Raw genomic sequence first — 14,260 nt, forward strand, 5'->3', positions numbered from 1 at the left:
GGAAGACGATCAATAGCAATTCTTCCGACAAAGACAGCGCCCCAGGCAGAGCGCTAAGCCGCTTGTGATGAATGGCTGAAATCACCCCCGAGACCTCGTTGCAGGAGCTCGCAGTCATCATCAATTAGCTACTAGCCACTATCTAGAAGCTTCACAGGAAGCCTTGATCTGTTTGAGCTTCTGGAGAAGAGAAGGCAACGCCTCTTGTGTGATCCAAAGAACCTGGCGGGGATCAATATTGAAATACTGATGGGCCAGTACATCCCGAAAGCCCATCATTCCTTTCCAGTCTTGCTCCGGGACTTGCTCTTGCAATGTAAAGCCAGTGAGTTTATCGAGCTGTTTGACTGCTTCACCAAGAGCTAGATACTGCATGCAGACCGCATCCAGAAGCAAACGGCCTGCTTCTGTTTTGGAGAGATCAGTCGCAGAATAAACGGTCTTCATGCGCTTCAACACTGACTCAATCAGGCTGATCATCTGAGAGATGACGGATACCGCAAGCCGCTCCTCTTGTTCAGATGGAAATCGCATCTTGCTGGATCTCATTCATCAGGGCCGGATTCATGCCGGGCCAGCGAGTCACAACATCCACGCGCCTGCCTAGCTGCTGCTGTACGGCCTGCTGAAAGTGAACCAGTGCGAAGGGATTGGGGGGATCCAGGCTCACGCACAGGTCCACATCACTGTTTTCAGAAGCTTGATTGCGGGCCATGGAGCCGAACAGGGCAAGCTCCTGGATGCCGTAAAGCCTGCGCCATTCCGGTAAGTGCTGCGTTAGCAGCGCAACGACCTGGTCGCGGCTGATTGAGGTTCTTAAATCGACTGGGTTCATAACCGGCTTCTGCCCTCCGTCTCAAAGTAGTTCCAAACCACCCGATTAATCCTGCATCCGATCAGCATCTTTAAGCCAGCGCACCCATCTGGTTGAGGCCATGCAGGCCCTCGTAGAGCAGGTAGGCGCCAAGGAAAAGAGCCAGCACGCCCACCAGCCATTCGGCCTTGTGCTGGAGCCAGTTTTCCAATTTGGCGAGGGGTTCGCGAATCGCTCCGCCACTCACCAGCCAGGCCAGGGGGGGCAACAGCAGCAGGGAGCTGGCCACCAAGGTGAAGATGCCGGTCACCTCGGCATCAGCGGTTAGGCCCGGTTCATTGAGCAGCAGCAGGCCCGCTTCTTTTAGGTAAAAAACCAAATTTTCTGGGGTGAGCAGGGCGCTTGCCGCACCCACGCCCACCAGGGCCAGGCTGCTGAAGTCGGGCAGTTGGTTCATCAACTTAAGGGCCATGCCCTCTTCCCCCAGGTTTGCCTGGGGCGTCAGCTGGTAGAGCCCCAGGCCAATTAGGGCACCAGCACCGAGCAGGTCAATCAATACCTGCTCCCTTTCGCCATGGCTAAGGCTGATCGAGAAGGCCTCACCGATGACCATCAAGACAGTGATTGCAAGGGCATTGGCCGCAGCCCAGCCGGCCACATAGGTGAGGGCCCGTTGCACCGGCGAGCGGCCCAGCAATAGGAGGCTCACCACCCCAATGTGGAGGGGGCTGAAGGCAATGCCGATGCCAAACAGCGAAGACTTGGTAATCAGGGATGGGGTGAGGAGGGCCAGGGAGACCAATGGGCAGCCACAGGTGGAAGCCGATTCTCGAAGATCTTTGGCCTGTTCGTGGAGTTCGCCTAGCTCCTAGCTAGCGATTGCGCTTTCGGGTGCCCACTGCCGGATCAGGGTCTCGATGCGCACCACCTGGTAGCGGGTCACTTCGTTGGGCTGCTCGGCGTAGGCGCTCCGCATGGCCCTGAGCTGGGCGGAAAGCGACATGAAAACGGGATGGTTTTCGTTCACTGAAGATTTGCTCCTAAAGACTGGACGCCTTGGGTCTTGGGTGAACGGCAGGCGGCTTAGCAAATTGCTTAGCGCCGACCATCTGGCCTTAACACTTTCAGCTTAAGACATTCTTAAGCCCCGAATTTGCCACTGGTGGCCTGCGTCTTCGGATCAGGACACGGGTCAGTTTTGCCGTTTTGGCCCTGCCGTTGGCATCCTGGCAACAATGGCTCCAACGGCTAGACCTTCCACCTCCCAGTCCATCGCCGTCATCGGTGCTGGCGTGGCCGGTTGCGCCCTGGTGGCCCAGCTGCGTCGCCTGGGGGTGCAGGCACCGATCAGTCTCTGGGAAACGGGTAGGGGCCCGGGCGGCAGGGCCAGCACCCGCTTCTCCCGCCTCGATGGGGGCTTTCGCCTCGACCATGGGGCGCCCCTGCTCAACCTCAGCGGTGCGCCCGATCCGCAGCTTTTGGCTCCCCTCCTGGAGGGGGGCTGGCTGGAGCCCTGGGCTGGCCGGGCGGCACGACTAGAGGGCGAGGCCCAGCTGCGGCTGGACCTGGCTGATGCCTATGGCCTGGGCGGGCTTTGGGTGGGGAAGGGCGGCATGAACCAGCTGGGCAAGGGGCTGTTGCAGCTCGCCGGCCCCGAGGTTGAGCAGCATTTCGGCAGCTTTGTGCGGCATCTGCAGCGCCCGCGCGGTGGGCCCTGGCGCCTGCTGGGCGTAGATCGGGAGCTGCTGGTTGAGGCCGATTGGCTGGTGTTGAGCAGCACCCTGCTGGCCCATCCCCGCAGCCAATTGCTCTTTGGCTGGCCGGAAGCGCCCCTAAAAACGGCCGCGGCGAGCCTTGGCGACCTCCAACTCGACCATGCCCTTACCACCATTGCCGGCATTCGCGTAGAGGCCCGCAGCAACCTGCTGCTGGTGATCCCCGAGGGCTGGGCCCATGCCTGGCTCGACCTGCCTTTTGGCTTGCTGCACTGTGATGGCCCTGCCCAGCAGCGCTGGGGCATCCGGCGGGTTTCGATCCAACCCCTGGCCGATGGTCGCTGTGGGGTGGTGGTGCACTCCAGCGACGTTTTCGCCGCCGACCATCTCGATGTCTACGGCAGCCATTCCGCCGTGGCCACCATGCTCCAGCTACCCCCCGATGGGGGTAGGGAGGAAACGGTGATCTCTGCCCTCACCTCGGCCCTGGTGCAGATGCTGGCCCCCTGGCTGGGGGATGCCGCTGGCTGGCAGAGCCGGCTTGAAACCCTGGGGGCCAGCGAACGGCAGTTGATGCGCTGGGCGGCGGCCTTCCCCGTGGCGCCCGGCTTGCCCACCGAATTGATGTTCTGCCGCCAGAGCCGCGTGGGCTTCTGCGGCGACTACCTGGCCGGGGTGGGCTTTGGCCGGATCGAAGGGGCCTGGCGCCGGGGCGAGGAGTTGGCGGCGCTGCTGGTCAACCAGCTACAGCGGCACTAGGGCGAAGTAGCCGGTTTGCTGGGCGCGGGTTGCTTTTGCACTGGTTGGTTAGGCGCAACTGGAGTGAGGGTCTGATCCAGCACCAGGTCGAGTTCGCCCACCCACAGCACCAGGCCGCCAATGCAGGCCAGGGCAAAGATCAGGAGCAGCAGGTGGCGGCGGTCAAAGCGCCTGGGCCGGTGTTCAGGGGCTGACATGGGGCAACGCTCACTAACAACAACCACTGAATCATTGCTTTCCACCCGTGGCAGGGCTATTCCTTAGTGATAGGGAGATTGGGGGAGATCTGATGCGGGTGGTCCCAGAGTCCAGGAGATGCCGCCGGGTGCCAGAAACCCTGGCTGATCAGTGGGCGGTGGTAAATCGGGTGATCGGCTATTTCGGGGAGCATTTTCAAGAAGCCATAGAGCTCGAAGCGGTGGCCCTTCTGATGGGGCTAAACGGCGAATGGCTTGATCTCTGCTTCGACCACTGCCGCGGCAAGACCCCGTTTCAGGCCCTGCAGCACGTGCGCCTGGGTCAGCTGTTTGAGAGCATCGTCAACCAACCCCAGCAAACCTTGCAACAGCAGGTCGATCGCTGTGGATTGGTTTCGGTGATCTCTGCCAACCATTCCTTTGAAGATCTCTACGGCATTGGTCTTGCCCCATTTCGCCGCGTCTGTCGGCGGGCAGAGGCCGACCGCCAACTGGTGGGCAGCTGTAATCGCCATCGGCCCCGCCACTGAGCTAAGCGATGCAAAGTGCTTTTGGCGATTGGCGACCGGAGGTGGTGGTGTTCAGGCCCACCCGTTTTGCCGAGGCGGAGTGGATTGTCCACAACGTGCGGGAGCAGAAAACCGTGCTGGTCCAGGCCAGCGGCATGGAGGTGGGGGAGGCCCAACGCCTGATTGATTTCGTGGCCGGTGGGGTGGAAGCCCTTGATGGCCATGCCGAGTGCCTGGGGCCCCTCACCTTTGTGTTTGCCCCCGAGTTGGTTTCCCTGCGCCGCGATTCAGGCTCCCCCCTGGCATAGGGCGCCTGGCATAGGGCGCCTGGCTAGCTGGCTGGCGCCTAAGCCAGCAAATTGATCCGGTAGAGCACGTCTTCGAGGGCGTCGGCGGCGCTGATGCCGGCGTAGCGCTGGGGATTTTCGGGAGTGCAGCAGCAGGCCAAGGGGGCCAGGCTTGTGGTGGGCCTGGCATGGCAAAACTGCACCACGCTCAGCCGCTCCCGCTGGCTGCCTGGCGGCGCCACCACCCGGTGCCAACCCACGGGGATCAGGCCATTGCTGAGCCGCTCCAGCATGATTCCGGTGTTGAGGATCACCCGCCCCTCTGGCGGCAGGGCATCCAGCCACTGCCCCTCCACCTGCACCTGCAGGCCCGGACCGGTGGCCCGGGGCAGGGCCGTGATCAGGTTGATGTCGCCATGGGCCTCCGCCCAGACGTGGCCGGCGGCCGGGGCATCGGCCATCGGGGGGTAGCGGATTGCCCGGGTGAGGGTGGGGGCATCGCTGGTCATTTCCTCAAAGAAGTCTTCCGAGCAACCCAGCCCCAGGGCAATGATCCGCAGAAAGCGGCGCTGAAGATCGGCAATGGCGTTGTGGAAGGTCTCCAGCACGCTGCTAATGCCTGGCACCACTTCCTCGGGAAGCACCCGCTCGGGGTATTGGAGGGGATAGCGGCGCCTGAGGGGGTGGTTGGCGGGGAGGGGCAGCCCCCAATTGAGCATTTCCTTCCAGTCGGCATGGCTGCTGCCGGCAGCTGTCTCGACCAACAGGCCGGTGTAGCCGGTCTGGCCGCCCGAACCCGGCGCCACGAAGCGTTGCTTGCTCTCGGGAGCCAGGGCAAAAAACTCAGCCAATAGGCCATAGGCCGTGTCGAGTAGGTCGGGCGAGAGATCACTGCTGGTGTACACAAAGCCCGTTTGGAGGCTGCGCCGCACCCCATCCACCACCGCGGCCCGGGCCGTCTCGCTGCCCCGCTCAAAGGCCAGCAAATCAACGTCGCAAATGGCCTGACCCATGGCCTGGAGCCTAGGGGGAGAGTGCCGGACCAGCCGCCTCGGCGCCAAAAACCAGGGCCCCTTCCTCGGCAGTGAGGGGCTCCAGCCAGAGCCGTTGTTGCTGCATCACCTCCACCGTGGCGTCGGAGGGATCGCTGCCGGCCGCGGCGCGCCCAATTAGCCGTTGGCGCAGGGTTGCTTCCGGCGCCCCACAAACCACGATCTTTAGCGGCAGGCCCAGGCGCTGCGCCAGCTCCGCCATTTGCCGGCGCTCGCGTTGCTTGAGGAAGCAGGCATCCAGGATCACCGCCAGGCCGCCGGCGCTTGCAGCCTCCACCAGGGCCGGCAGGGTGATCTCGTAGAGGTGTTTGCTGGCTTCCGGGCCGTAGAGCTCCCCCTCCAGCCGGCGGATTGGTGCCTGGCCCCAAAGCCCGAATAGGCGCTTGCGTTCCACATCAGAGCGAAACACCACTGCCCCCAGGATTTGGCTGAGCCGAGCCGCCTCGGTCGACTTACCGCTGCCCGAAAGCCCGTGCATCAACAGCAGGGGCTGGGCCGGGCGCCCGATCCAGGCCCGGGCCAAGGCCAGGTACTGGCCCAGATCGGCCTGCCCCTGGCTGATCTCCTCTGCCGAGAGGCCGCTTTGTTTCAGCCGCAACCAACTCACCTTGGCCCGCACCAGGGCCCGATAAACGCTGTACCAGGCCCAGCCCCGCAGGCCGGCCCCATCACCACTGGCCTCCAACCAACGGTTGAGCAGCAGGCTGCCCAGATCGGGGCGGCCCCGCACCGCCAGATCCATCACCAGGAAGGCCATTTCGCTGATTGGATCAATCCAGCGCAGGCTTTCGCTGAATTCCAAGGCGTCGAAGACCTCGATCCCCGCTGGCCCCAGCAACATGTTGCCCAGGTGCAAATCGCCGTGACATTCACGAATCTGCCCCTCCCCTTGGCGTTGCTGAAACCAGGGGGCCAGGGCTGCGGCCTGGACCCCAACCCAGGCCTGTAGGGGGGCCAGATCGGCCTGGGCCGCCGGGCAATCGGTGAGGGCCGTGAGGTTGTCGAGCACCGGTTGCAGCACCAGATCGGGCTGGCCCCAGGCGCTACCGGCCTCGGCGCTGGCCGCCCTTCGGTGAAACTGCGCCAGCTCTTCGGCCAGTTGGCTGATGGCCGTTGCATCAACCAGGCCAGAAGCCAGGGCCGCCGGCAGCAATTGGGCCTGGTCGAATTGCACCATCCGCACCGCCCAGGCGATCACCGGTGGGGAGGCAACTGCTTCGATGGCAACTGCTTCAGGAGCCACAAAGCTGGCCTCCTCCTCTGGGCCATAGACCGGCACCAGATCCAGGTAGCGCTCTGGTGAAAGGCGGCGGTTCAGGCGCAATTCCTCCCGGCAGGCCTGCTCCCGCAGCTCGGCCGTGGAGAAATCGACAAAGCCAAAGGCCACGGGCTTTTTGAGCTTGTAGGCATAGGGCCCACTCAGCAGCACCCAGGAGAGGTGGGTCTCGAGCAGCCGGGGAGCATCGGGCCCCAGCGGGTGGCCGTAGGCCTCGGGGCGCAGCAGGTTTTGGATCATCGGATCCATGGCAGCTCCTGGGGAATAAGGGCCATTGACTAGGGTCGCGCTTCACCTTTACAGCCGAGTGGAGCAGATTTGCGCCCTGAATTGCGGCACGGCCAGCCCGGATTGGGACTCCCCCTGATGCTGCTTTACGCCCTCGGACCTGTCTTCATCATCCTCAGCCATCTGGGTTGCCTGATCCTGCTGTTCACGGGCCTGGACCTGGCCGCCGCCCTCTGGGCCCTCGGCCTCTATGCCATTCGCATGCTGGCGATCACGGCCATCTACCACCGGCTGATTACCCATGGCAGCTATCAGGCCCCCAAGGCGGTGGCCTGGCTGGGAGCTTTGGTGGCGGCCTCCGCCGGCCAGATGGGCCCGAGCTGGTGGAAGGGCCACCACCAGCAACATCACCTCCATGTAGATACGGCCGCCGACCCCCACAGTCCCCTCTTGCCCCAGGCGGGCTGGGGTGGCTTCTGGCATTCCCAGGTCGGCTGGTTGCTGTCGCCCAGCTTTTTCCCAGAGCAATTGCCCGCGGATGTGGAGGCTGATCCGGTGCTGCGCCAAATTGATCGCTTCCATTCCTTGCCCCTATTGGGCCTGGCCGCCCTCTCCTGGCAGCTGGGGGGCTGGGCTTGGCTGGGGGCCTTTTGCTTGAGCACCGCCGTGCTGTTTCACGGGGTGGCCAGCGTTAATTCGGTGGCCCACCTGGTGGGCGGCCAGCCCTTCGCCACCGGTGATGCCAGCCGCAACAACCGCTGGGTGGCCCTAATCACCTTTGGGGAGGGTTGGCACAACATGCACCACGCCTTCCAGGCTTCGGCTCGCCAGGGCTTCACCCTGCGCGGCGGCCAGCTGCGCCTGCTGCCCGATCCCACCTACCGATTTATTCGCTTGTTGCAGTGGTTTGGCTGGGCTTCCAAGCTGCGGATTCCCTCCGATCGCGCCCTGCTGGCCAGGGCCCTGAAGCAAGATCCGGGGATTGCCCAATAAAAAACCGCCCCCGAAGGGACGGCTTTGGTGTGCTTATTAACTCAGCAGCTTGAGGAGCTAGGGGCTCAGTAACGGCCGCCGCCGCCACCGCCACCGCCACCACCGCCGTAGCCGCCGCGACCACCGCCGCCGCCACCACCGCCGTAGCCACCACCACCGCCGCCGCCGCCGTAGCCGCCGCGACCGCCGCCACCACCACCGCCACCGCGGGGTTCAGCTTTGTTTACGCGGATGGCGCGACCCATCCACTCAACATCTTGAAGATCTTCAATGGCCTTGGCTTCTTCAGCCTCATTAGCCATCTCCACAAAGGCGAAACCGCGCTTGCGGCCGGTGTCGCGATCGAGGGGGAGGCTGCACTTGCTCACTTCGCCGTATTGGCTGAAGAGGTGTTGCACGTCTTCCGCTTCGGCGTCGAAGGAAAGATTGCCGACGTAAATGGTCATGAACTGGGAACTAATCAAGAAAACTTATGAATTGATCCGTCGAAGGCCCAAGAGAAAGTTGGCGGATTGCGAAAGCAAAAACTCTCGAAACGGAAACTCGCTAAGGAGATATCTATGAATCACTCTGCACCTTACTGCTTCAACGGCCCCCCTCCCAGCAGCTGATGCCAGATTGCTGCGGCTCCCCTAGGGATGGGCATGGCCAGGGTTGATCTACTAAGCGTTCTGAGGGAGGCCGAGCTCGATGGGATCCGCTGCGGCGGCCCCGTAATTCTGGCCGGCTTCGTGATCGGGGTGGGTCTGGTGCAGGTGGCCGCAGGGCCCCTGGGCCTGGCCAGCCGCAACATCTGTGAACTGGTGATTTTGCTGGTGTTGCATTTGGTGGGGCCCCTGGTGATTACGGCCCTGGCCCTGGTGCAGCTAGCCCCGACCTGGCTGCAGCGGGTGGAGCAAAGGGGCCTGGCGGCCTGGCGCACTTCGGTGCCAGCAGCGGCGCTGGTGGCTCCGTTTTTGCTGGTGATTTTCTTGATCTCTGCCCTGACCAGCGGGGTCCTGTTCACCCCCCGCGAAGACCTGGTGGGGGAGTTTGGAGAGGTGTTGGCTTCCCTGCAGTTGCACAGCCTGCTGCTGACCTGGGTGAGGTCCAGCTTCTTCTTCGCCATCATTTGTGGCTGGTCTTTGCACCACAGCGAGAAGTGCCTGCTGCGCCGCCAGCCCCCAGCCGAGATTGCCAGTGAGTTGGTGGGCCGGGGCATTGTGCTGCTGATGGTGCTGAAATTTGCCTGGCTTGTGCTGGCCACACCGATCAGCCTCAACTGACGAATCACAACTGCCTGAAGATGGAAGGGAAGCGGGATCAATGGTTGTTTTTGGGGGCCAGCAGTCTGTTGTTGGCGGGCCTGTTTCTGGGCCTGGCCCGCGAGCAACACTGGGGGAAGGCCTTTCAGCCGGTGGAATTTCGCTCCAGCAATGCCGCGGGAATCAAGAGCGGCCTTGAGGTGCGCATCTCCGGTGTACCCGTGGGCAATGTGGTCGGCCTGGAGATGGAGCCCGATGCCTCGGTGCTGGTGCGTCTTCGGGTGGAGCAGCGCTATGGCCGCCTAATTGGCCCCAAAAGTGTGGCCAGCCAGGGGAAGGACGGCTTTGTGGGAGATGACTTCATTGCCATCAGCCCCGATCCAGTTCCAGAGGACCAGGCCGCGGCAATTGTTGCCAAACGCGGGGTGTTGAAGCTGCCCTACACCCTGCCGGTTGATGTGACCAAGCTGATGGCGCAACTGGCCGAGACCCAGTTCACCCTGCAGGCGATGTTGCGCCAGGTGGGCCGCGTGGCGGAGAAGGATCTACCCGGCGCCCTTGGCGGCTTCCGCCAAACCATGGAATCGGTGGATCGCCTTTCGAGCACCCTTGAGCGCGAAAGCAACGGGATCGGCCCGGAGCTAAAGCGCACCATGCAAACCATGGACAGCACGGGCAAGAGCGCCGAGCGATTGATGAACCAAAACGGCCCCCTGCTGCCGTCCACCCTGGAAGAAATCCGCACCCTGGTGGGACGTCTCAATAACTTGATGAGCAAACTGCTGGGCAGCGATCTGCTCGAGCAGGTACCCGAAAAGCGCTGAATTGCATCCGGTTCTTTAGTTGCTGTTGTTTCCAGCACGCCATGGCTTTCCCCTTTTTCAGCTTTGGATCCTGGCTGCGCCAATCAGCGTTGTTGTCTTTGATGCTTGTTGGCTTTGCCTCGTCTATGGGCCTAGCCATATCTGCTGGCCGGGCAAAATCTTTAGGTGATCTGCAGGCAAAGGTTTTATCAATTGGTGATGGCGACACGATCACGGTCGTGGCTGCTGCTGGCCAGATCAGGGTGCGTTTGGCCTGTATTGACGCGCCTGAAATGGCCCAAAAACCCGCCGGTCCAGCTGCCCGGCTTGCCCTACAGCGTTTACTTCCCCTTGGCTCCACAGTTGGCTTGAAGCTGCAGGGCAGTGATCGCTACGGGCGCCAGATTGCCGAGGTATTCCCCAGCGGCAATCCTGTGCCAGTCAATCTCACCTTGGTTCGCGATGGTGATGCCTTCGTTTATCGGAGATATTGGAGCCACTGTGACCAGGAAAGCTACGGAGAAGCCGAACTCAGCGCCCGTTCATTTCGCCGCGGCGTATGGGGAGCTGGTCTTGGCGAAGGATTAGCTCTGCCGTGGGATTTTCGGGCCCAACGGGGGTCGCAGCGCGGGGTGAAAGACCACAGGCCTGATCCATGGCCTTGAAATATTCGTTGATTGATTTGTTGGCCATATAGCGAGCTTCCGCCTCCCGGTTGCGCTCACTTGGTTTATAGAGGAGGTCTAGTTCCCGTTGATCTTGCCAGCCCAGGCCAGAGCGCAATATATCGCTGCTAATCCAGGGCTCTCCCCGCAGGCACATCGCCTGCACCCCATGCCAGCCCTCGTGCAGCAAGGTATTCAATTCGTTGCCCTTGCGGCAGACAATTACCTCCCTTCTGCCGCGCACATACAGCCCAAATAGTTGTCGCTCGTAGCAGCGGGGATGCTCCCGCAGCACACGAAATCCGCGCACCTGGAAATTTTCAATCGCCTGTTCGAGCCTATTGCCCCAGGCCCAGGCTGGAATGCTGCTGCTTTGAGCAATTAGGGCCAGCGCTACGAGACAAATCCCCTTGATCTGTTTACGGCTAGGATTTTGAAAATTGATAGTTCGGCCCATGCGTGGCTTTTTGACTGCTGGATTTTTGGCCCTAGCTGCAGCGATTGTTTCCCCCTTGGGAATTGCTAGCGCCAAGGCAGAGCCGGCTCCGGTTGCCCCCAATACCCTCGCGGCCCTCCTAACCGCCTTAAACGCTAAGCCGGGCGGTTTATACGACGGCCTGCGCTATTTCCAGGTGATGGCTACAAATGGGCCAATAACAATTACCGTTAATTGTGATAAGCAAACCTGGCGGGTGTTGGTGATTGAGGATGGCTCCGGGCGGCCGGGTTATCTAAACGATCCTTTTCTGCCCGCCGGCAATATTCGTTCGTCCCGCATCTGCACGGAGCCAGTAAGAGCTCTTAAGTAGGCCTCAGTTTCCCTGGGGGGCACCGTTGTAGATCACTGATTTGATGCTTTTGCCATCTGGCGACACAAGGATTTGTGTTTGCAAAGTGGCCGCCTGCTTGTTGGTTTCCCAGCCGGGGGCGCCACCTAAAAAGTTAAATAAATAGCCTTTGTCACTGAGGCTTTGCAGGCAGGAGCCGCCACCCTGCTGATACATGCAATTGGCGGGAAAGTACTTGCTCAGGCCGCCATTGATTCTCTCGGCCTCCATCCTGGCCAGGTTTGCCGCCCGTAATTGGGATTTTTCCACCTGGGCATTTGCCGCTGTTGCCAGGGGAAGGCACAGGCAACAGGCGGCAGCCAGGGCTGGCAGTACCCGTTTGGCAAGGTTTAGCAGGAGCTTGCTGGCCATCGATTTATAGGGCAAATAATTTTTCAATCCCATTTCTAGCCCCTAATTGGCCATGGCATCCACGCTCTTGAGCGCCGGGCCGAGAAGTTGTTCGACCCGCTCTAGTTGCTCCTTGCTGCCCATCACCACCAACATTTGACCCGCCTCCAGGCGAACGTCGCTGCTGGGGTTAGCGATTAGGCCCTGGTCGCCATCTCCTTCGCCCTGGGAGAGGGAGGGAACGATCGCCAGCACCAGGGCGCCGGTGCGGCGTCCCAACTGGACCTCCGCCAGGCTGGCGCCGGCCAGCTTGCCCAGGTCTTCGCTGTTGCTGCTCAGTTGGAATTCCTCCACCTCACAGTCGGAGCCCGCCAGCAGGTCCATAAAGGTGACGGCCAGGGGCCTTAGGGCCGTGGCTGCCATGGTGCGACCCCCACTCACGTAGGGGCTCACCACCGCATCGGCTCCGGCCTGGCGCAGCTTGCGACCGGCCTCATCGCTGTCGGAGCGGGCGATTAGTCGGCATTGGGGCGCCAGGCCCCGGGCGCTCAGCACCACGTAGAGATTGGCGGCGTTGCTGGGCAGGGCCGCCACCAGGGAGCGGCAGCGGTAGATGCCCGCTTCGATCAGGGTTTCGTCCAGGGTGGCGTCAGCCATCACCACCGGCAGGCCCCTTTCCTCGGCGGCGGCCTGTCTCTCGGGGTCCATCTCCACCACAAGCAGGGGTACCCCCTCGCGGGCCAGTTGTTCGCCAATCTCCCGGCCGATGCGGCCATAGCCGCAGAGAATCACATGGTTGTGCATGGTGGAAAGCCAACTGCGAAAACGGCGCTCGCGAATGCGCCTGTAGTAGCCGGATTCAGATAGCCCCAGCAGCGCCTGGATGGTCAGTTGCACCACCACCAGGCCGCCGGCGATCAGCAGGGCGGTTACGACCCGGCCCTCGGCATTGAGCACCTGGGTGTGGGGGTCGCTGAAGCCCAGGGTGCTGATCGTGATCAGCACCATCCAGTAGCTATCTCCCCAGTCCCAGCCTTGGGTGAGGTGGTAGCCCAGCGCTGCGGCGTTCACCACAATCGCCAGGGCCAGGGGGGCTTGCCAGGGTCTTAGGGGCCGCCGGGAGGGGGGGCGGCGGCTCCGGCGCCAGGGTGCAACAGGCATGGCGATCTGGATCCGGACATCCAGATCTGTGGTTTCACCTTAAAGGCGCGATCCCGAATTTTTCTGCTCGGAGTGTGGCGGATGGGGCCAGAGGCGAGTAGCCAAGATGGGTGTTTTGAATCGGCTAGGCGCGATGGGTTTGCCAACCCTGCTCAAGGAGAGTGGCCAAAGGGAGGTGTTTTGCGGTCTCACTTCGATCGTGTGGCTGCACCGCCGGATGCCAGATGCCTTCTTTCTGGTGGTGGGCTCACGCACCTGTGCCCACCTGGTGCAGAGCGCCGCAGGGGTGATGATTTTTGCCGAACCCCGCTTCGGCACTGCGATCCTGGGGGAACGTGATCTGGCCGGCCTGGCCGATGCCAACGAGGAGCTCGACCGGCTGGTGGCCGACCTCCTGGCCCGCCGCCCTGAAATTCGCACCCTCTTCTTGGTGGGCTCATGCCCCAGTGAGGTGATCAAGCTCGACCTGGGCAAGGCCGCAGAACGGCTCAACACCCGCCTGGCGGGCCAAGTGCGGGTGCTCAATTACACGGGCAGTGGCATTGAAACCACCTTCACCCAGGGGGAAGACCAGGCCCTGACGGCGATGTCACCCCTGCTGCCCAGCAGCGACGAACCCCAGCTGCTGATCGCCGGCACCCTGGCCGATGCGGTTGAAGACCGCCTGGTGGACCTATTTGGACGGATGGGGGTGGCCGTCGTGCGCAGCCTGCCGCCCCGCCGCTCCACCGAGCTGCCCCCCGTGGGCAAGGGCACCAAACTGCTGCTGGCCCAACCCTTTTTGAGCTCCACCGCCCGGGCCCTGATGGCCCGAGGTGCCGAGCTGGTATCTGCCCCCTATCCCCTGGGGGTAGAGGGCAGCAGCGCCTGGATGGCTGCCGGCGCCAAGGCCTTTGGCATTGATCCGGAGCGGGTGGCCGCCGTGCTCGATCCCCTGGTGGAGCGGGGCAAGCGGGCCATCGCCCCCCATCGGGAAACCTTGAGCGGCAAACGGCTGTTTCTGCTGCCCGATTCCCAGCTGGAGCTCTCCCTGGCCCGCTTCCTGCATCGGGAGTGCGGCATGGAGCTGATTGAGGTGGGCACCCCCTACCTCGATCGGCAGCTCCTCGATGGGGAGTTGGCCCTGCTGCCCGATGACATCACCCTCAGCGAGGGCCAAGATGTGGAGCGCCAACTCGATCGGGTACGGGCCGCCAAGCCAGACCTGGTGGTCTGCGGCCTGGGCCTGGCCAATCCCCTCGAGGCCGAGGGCTTCACCACGAAGTGGTCGATTGAATTGGTCTTCAGCCCGATCCATGGCTGCGACCAGGCCGGCGACCTGGCCGAATTATTTGCCCGCCCGATGCGTCGCCGCGGCGCCATCTCCTTCGCCTGAACCC

19 protein-coding genes and 1 pseudogene are annotated in these 14,260 nt (G+C 62.6%); 9 read left to right on the plus strand and 11 right to left on the minus strand.

What is annotated here, in order from left to right; genetic code table 11:
* Positions 1-138: 138 nt before the first annotated feature.
* From KBY58_RS08170 to KBY58_RS08185, 4 genes are all read right to left on the minus strand, one after another.
* On the minus strand, positions 139-534 hold the full coding sequence (locus KBY58_RS08170) for a DUF86 domain-containing protein (protein ID WP_255003874.1): 396 nt from the start codon (positions 532-534) through the stop codon (positions 139-141).
* Positions 518-835: a nucleotidyltransferase family protein gene (locus tag KBY58_RS08175; protein ID WP_254933633.1), complete on the minus strand. Its 318-nt coding sequence runs from the start codon at positions 833-835 to the stop codon at positions 518-520. The genes KBY58_RS08170 and KBY58_RS08175 overlap by 17 nt, the downstream gene beginning before the upstream one ends.
* Before the next feature lie 70 nt (positions 836-905).
* Positions 906-1,616: a GAP family protein gene (locus KBY58_RS08180; protein ID WP_255003876.1), complete on the minus strand. Its 711-nt coding sequence runs from the start codon at positions 1,614-1,616 to the stop codon at positions 906-908.
* A gap of 66 nt (positions 1,617-1,682) precedes the next feature.
* Entirely contained in the window at positions 1,683-1,841 is a 159-nt protein-coding gene (locus KBY58_RS08185) for a hypothetical protein (protein WP_255003879.1), read from the minus strand.
* Positions 1,842-2,049: 208 nt separating this feature from the next.
* Between KBY58_RS08185 and KBY58_RS08190 the strand changes: the two genes are divergently transcribed.
* Positions 2,050-3,288 carry an NAD(P)-binding protein gene (locus KBY58_RS08190; protein WP_255003882.1) on the plus strand — a complete coding sequence of 413 codons (1,239 nt, stop codon included), beginning with the start codon at positions 2,050-2,052 and terminating at the stop codon, positions 3,286-3,288.
* Here the strand turns inward: KBY58_RS08190 and KBY58_RS08195 are convergent.
* A complete protein-coding gene (locus KBY58_RS08195) occupies positions 3,285-3,485 on the minus strand; it encodes a hypothetical protein (protein ID WP_255003883.1) in 201 nt (66 codons plus the stop codon). The two genes, KBY58_RS08190 and KBY58_RS08195, sit on opposite strands and share 4 nt — an antisense overlap.
* A 92-nt stretch (positions 3,486-3,577) precedes the next feature.
* Between KBY58_RS08195 and KBY58_RS08200 the strand changes: the two genes are divergently transcribed.
* Together KBY58_RS08200 and sepF are read left to right on the plus strand one after the other, a co-directional pair.
* On the plus strand, positions 3,578-4,015 hold the full coding sequence (locus KBY58_RS08200) for a hypothetical protein (protein WP_254933628.1): 438 nt from the start codon (positions 3,578-3,580) through the stop codon (positions 4,013-4,015).
* A gap of 8 nt (positions 4,016-4,023) precedes the next feature.
* A complete protein-coding gene (sepF, locus tag KBY58_RS08205) occupies positions 4,024-4,302 on the plus strand; it encodes a cell division protein SepF (protein ID WP_254933627.1) in 279 nt (92 codons plus the stop codon).
* Positions 4,303-4,340: 38 nt separating this feature from the next.
* Here sepF and KBY58_RS08210 read toward each other — a convergent pair whose 3' ends face one another.
* Both KBY58_RS08210 and KBY58_RS08215 read right to left on the minus strand, forming a co-directional pair.
* Entirely contained in the window at positions 4,341-5,294 is a 954-nt protein-coding gene (locus KBY58_RS08210; RefSeq protein ID WP_255003885.1) for an isopenicillin N synthase family dioxygenase, read from the minus strand.
* 10 nt (positions 5,295-5,304) lie between these two features.
* Complete coding sequence (locus KBY58_RS08215) at positions 5,305-6,858, minus strand: AAA family ATPase (RefSeq protein WP_255003887.1); 1,554 nt, start codon at positions 6,856-6,858, stop codon at positions 5,305-5,307.
* A gap of 102 nt (positions 6,859-6,960) precedes the next feature.
* Between KBY58_RS08215 and KBY58_RS08220 the strand changes: the two genes are divergently transcribed.
* Entirely contained in the window at positions 6,961-7,830 is an 870-nt protein-coding gene (locus tag KBY58_RS08220; RefSeq protein WP_255003889.1) for an acyl-CoA desaturase, read from the plus strand.
* A 65-nt stretch (positions 7,831-7,895) separates the two neighbouring features.
* On the opposite strand, the gene KBY58_RS08225 is transcribed toward KBY58_RS08220, so the two are convergent.
* On the minus strand, positions 7,896-8,276 hold the full coding sequence (locus KBY58_RS08225; RefSeq protein ID WP_254933623.1) for an RNA recognition motif domain-containing protein: 381 nt from the start codon (positions 8,274-8,276) through the stop codon (positions 7,896-7,898).
* 198 nt (positions 8,277-8,474) lie between these two features.
* Between KBY58_RS08225 and KBY58_RS08230 the strand changes: the two genes are divergently transcribed.
* The 3 genes and pseudogenes from KBY58_RS08230 to KBY58_RS13165 form a co-directional block, all read left to right on the plus strand.
* Positions 8,475-9,095: a hypothetical protein gene (locus KBY58_RS08230; protein ID WP_255003891.1), complete on the plus strand. Its 621-nt coding sequence runs from the start codon at positions 8,475-8,477 to the stop codon at positions 9,093-9,095.
* Positions 9,096-9,115: 20 nt separating this feature from the next.
* Complete coding sequence (locus tag KBY58_RS08235; RefSeq protein ID WP_255003892.1) at positions 9,116-9,898, plus strand: MlaD family protein; 783 nt, start codon at positions 9,116-9,118, stop codon at positions 9,896-9,898.
* Between the two features lie 272 nt (positions 9,899-10,170).
* Positions 10,171-10,380: pseudogene (locus tag KBY58_RS13165) on the plus strand (thermonuclease family protein); the annotation flags it as partial.
* A 28-nt stretch (positions 10,381-10,408) separates the two neighbouring features.
* Here the strand turns inward: KBY58_RS13165 and KBY58_RS08240 are convergent.
* Positions 10,409-10,852, minus strand: coding sequence for a hypothetical protein (locus KBY58_RS08240; RefSeq protein ID WP_255003893.1), 444 nt, complete (start codon positions 10,850-10,852; stop codon positions 10,409-10,411).
* A gap of 145 nt (positions 10,853-10,997) precedes the next feature.
* Here KBY58_RS08240 and KBY58_RS08245 point away from each other — a divergent pair, with 145 nt between their 5' ends.
* On the plus strand, positions 10,998-11,351 hold the full coding sequence (locus KBY58_RS08245) for a hypothetical protein (protein ID WP_255003894.1): 354 nt from the start codon (positions 10,998-11,000) through the stop codon (positions 11,349-11,351).
* A 3-nt stretch (positions 11,352-11,354) separates the two neighbouring features.
* Here KBY58_RS08245 and KBY58_RS08250 read toward each other — a convergent pair whose 3' ends face one another.
* Both KBY58_RS08250 and KBY58_RS08255 read right to left on the minus strand, forming a co-directional pair.
* Positions 11,355-11,741: a hypothetical protein gene (locus KBY58_RS08250; RefSeq protein WP_255003895.1), complete on the minus strand. Its 387-nt coding sequence runs from the start codon at positions 11,739-11,741 to the stop codon at positions 11,355-11,357.
* Positions 11,742-11,783: 42 nt separating this feature from the next.
* On the minus strand, positions 11,784-12,881 hold the full coding sequence (locus KBY58_RS08255) for a potassium channel family protein (RefSeq protein ID WP_255003896.1): 1,098 nt from the start codon (positions 12,879-12,881) through the stop codon (positions 11,784-11,786).
* A gap of 133 nt (positions 12,882-13,014) precedes the next feature.
* Between KBY58_RS08255 and KBY58_RS08260 the strand changes: the two genes are divergently transcribed.
* Complete coding sequence (locus tag KBY58_RS08260) at positions 13,015-14,256, plus strand: ferredoxin:protochlorophyllide reductase (ATP-dependent) subunit N (RefSeq protein ID WP_255003909.1); 1,242 nt, start codon at positions 13,015-13,017, stop codon at positions 14,254-14,256.
* The last annotated feature ends 4 nt before the right edge of the window (positions 14,257-14,260 follow it).

Origin of the sequence: Cyanobium sp. HWJ4-Hawea (assembly GCF_024345815.1) — a bacterium.
GTDB lineage: Bacteria > Cyanobacteriota > Cyanobacteriia > PCC-6307 > Cyanobiaceae > Cyanobium_A.

What these genes read in the sequence shown, in the direction of transcription:
- KBY58_RS08170 (WP_255003874.1), bottom strand. Translation starts at nt 534, where the DNA reads ATGCGATTTCCATCTGAACAAGAGGAGCGGCTTGCGGTATCCGTCATC.
- KBY58_RS08175 (WP_254933633.1), bottom strand. Translation starts at nt 835, where the DNA reads ATGAACCCAGTCGATTTAAGAACCTCAATCAGCCGCGACCAGGTCGTT.
- KBY58_RS08190 (WP_255003882.1), top strand. Translation starts at nt 2,050, where the DNA reads ATGGCTCCAACGGCTAGACCTTCCACCTCCCAGTCCATCGCCGTCATC.
- KBY58_RS08195 (WP_255003883.1), bottom strand. Translation starts at nt 3,485, where the DNA reads ATGTCAGCCCCTGAACACCGGCCCAGGCGCTTTGACCGCCGCCACCTG.
- KBY58_RS08200 (WP_254933628.1), top strand. Translation starts at nt 3,578, where the DNA reads ATGCGGGTGGTCCCAGAGTCCAGGAGATGCCGCCGGGTGCCAGAAACC.
- sepF (WP_254933627.1), top strand. Translation starts at nt 4,024, where the DNA reads ATGCAAAGTGCTTTTGGCGATTGGCGACCGGAGGTGGTGGTGTTCAGG.
- KBY58_RS08210 (WP_255003885.1), bottom strand. Translation starts at nt 5,294, where the DNA reads ATGGGTCAGGCCATTTGCGACGTTGATTTGCTGGCCTTTGAGCGGGGC.
- KBY58_RS08215 (WP_255003887.1), bottom strand. Translation starts at nt 6,858, where the DNA reads ATGGATCCGATGATCCAAAACCTGCTGCGCCCCGAGGCCTACGGCCAC.
- KBY58_RS08225 (WP_254933623.1), bottom strand. Translation starts at nt 8,276, where the DNA reads ATGACCATTTACGTCGGCAATCTTTCCTTCGACGCCGAAGCGGAAGAC.
- KBY58_RS08230 (WP_255003891.1), top strand. Translation starts at nt 8,475, where the DNA reads ATGGCCAGGGTTGATCTACTAAGCGTTCTGAGGGAGGCCGAGCTCGAT.
- KBY58_RS08235 (WP_255003892.1), top strand. Translation starts at nt 9,116, where the DNA reads ATGGAAGGGAAGCGGGATCAATGGTTGTTTTTGGGGGCCAGCAGTCTG.
- KBY58_RS08245 (WP_255003894.1), top strand. Translation starts at nt 10,998, where the DNA reads ATGCGTGGCTTTTTGACTGCTGGATTTTTGGCCCTAGCTGCAGCGATT.
- KBY58_RS08250 (WP_255003895.1), bottom strand. Translation starts at nt 11,741, where the DNA reads ATGGCCAGCAAGCTCCTGCTAAACCTTGCCAAACGGGTACTGCCAGCC.
- KBY58_RS08255 (WP_255003896.1), bottom strand. Translation starts at nt 12,881, where the DNA reads ATGCCTGTTGCACCCTGGCGCCGGAGCCGCCGCCCCCCCTCCCGGCGG.
- KBY58_RS08260 (WP_255003909.1), top strand. Translation starts at nt 13,015, where the DNA reads ATGGGTTTGCCAACCCTGCTCAAGGAGAGTGGCCAAAGGGAGGTGTTT.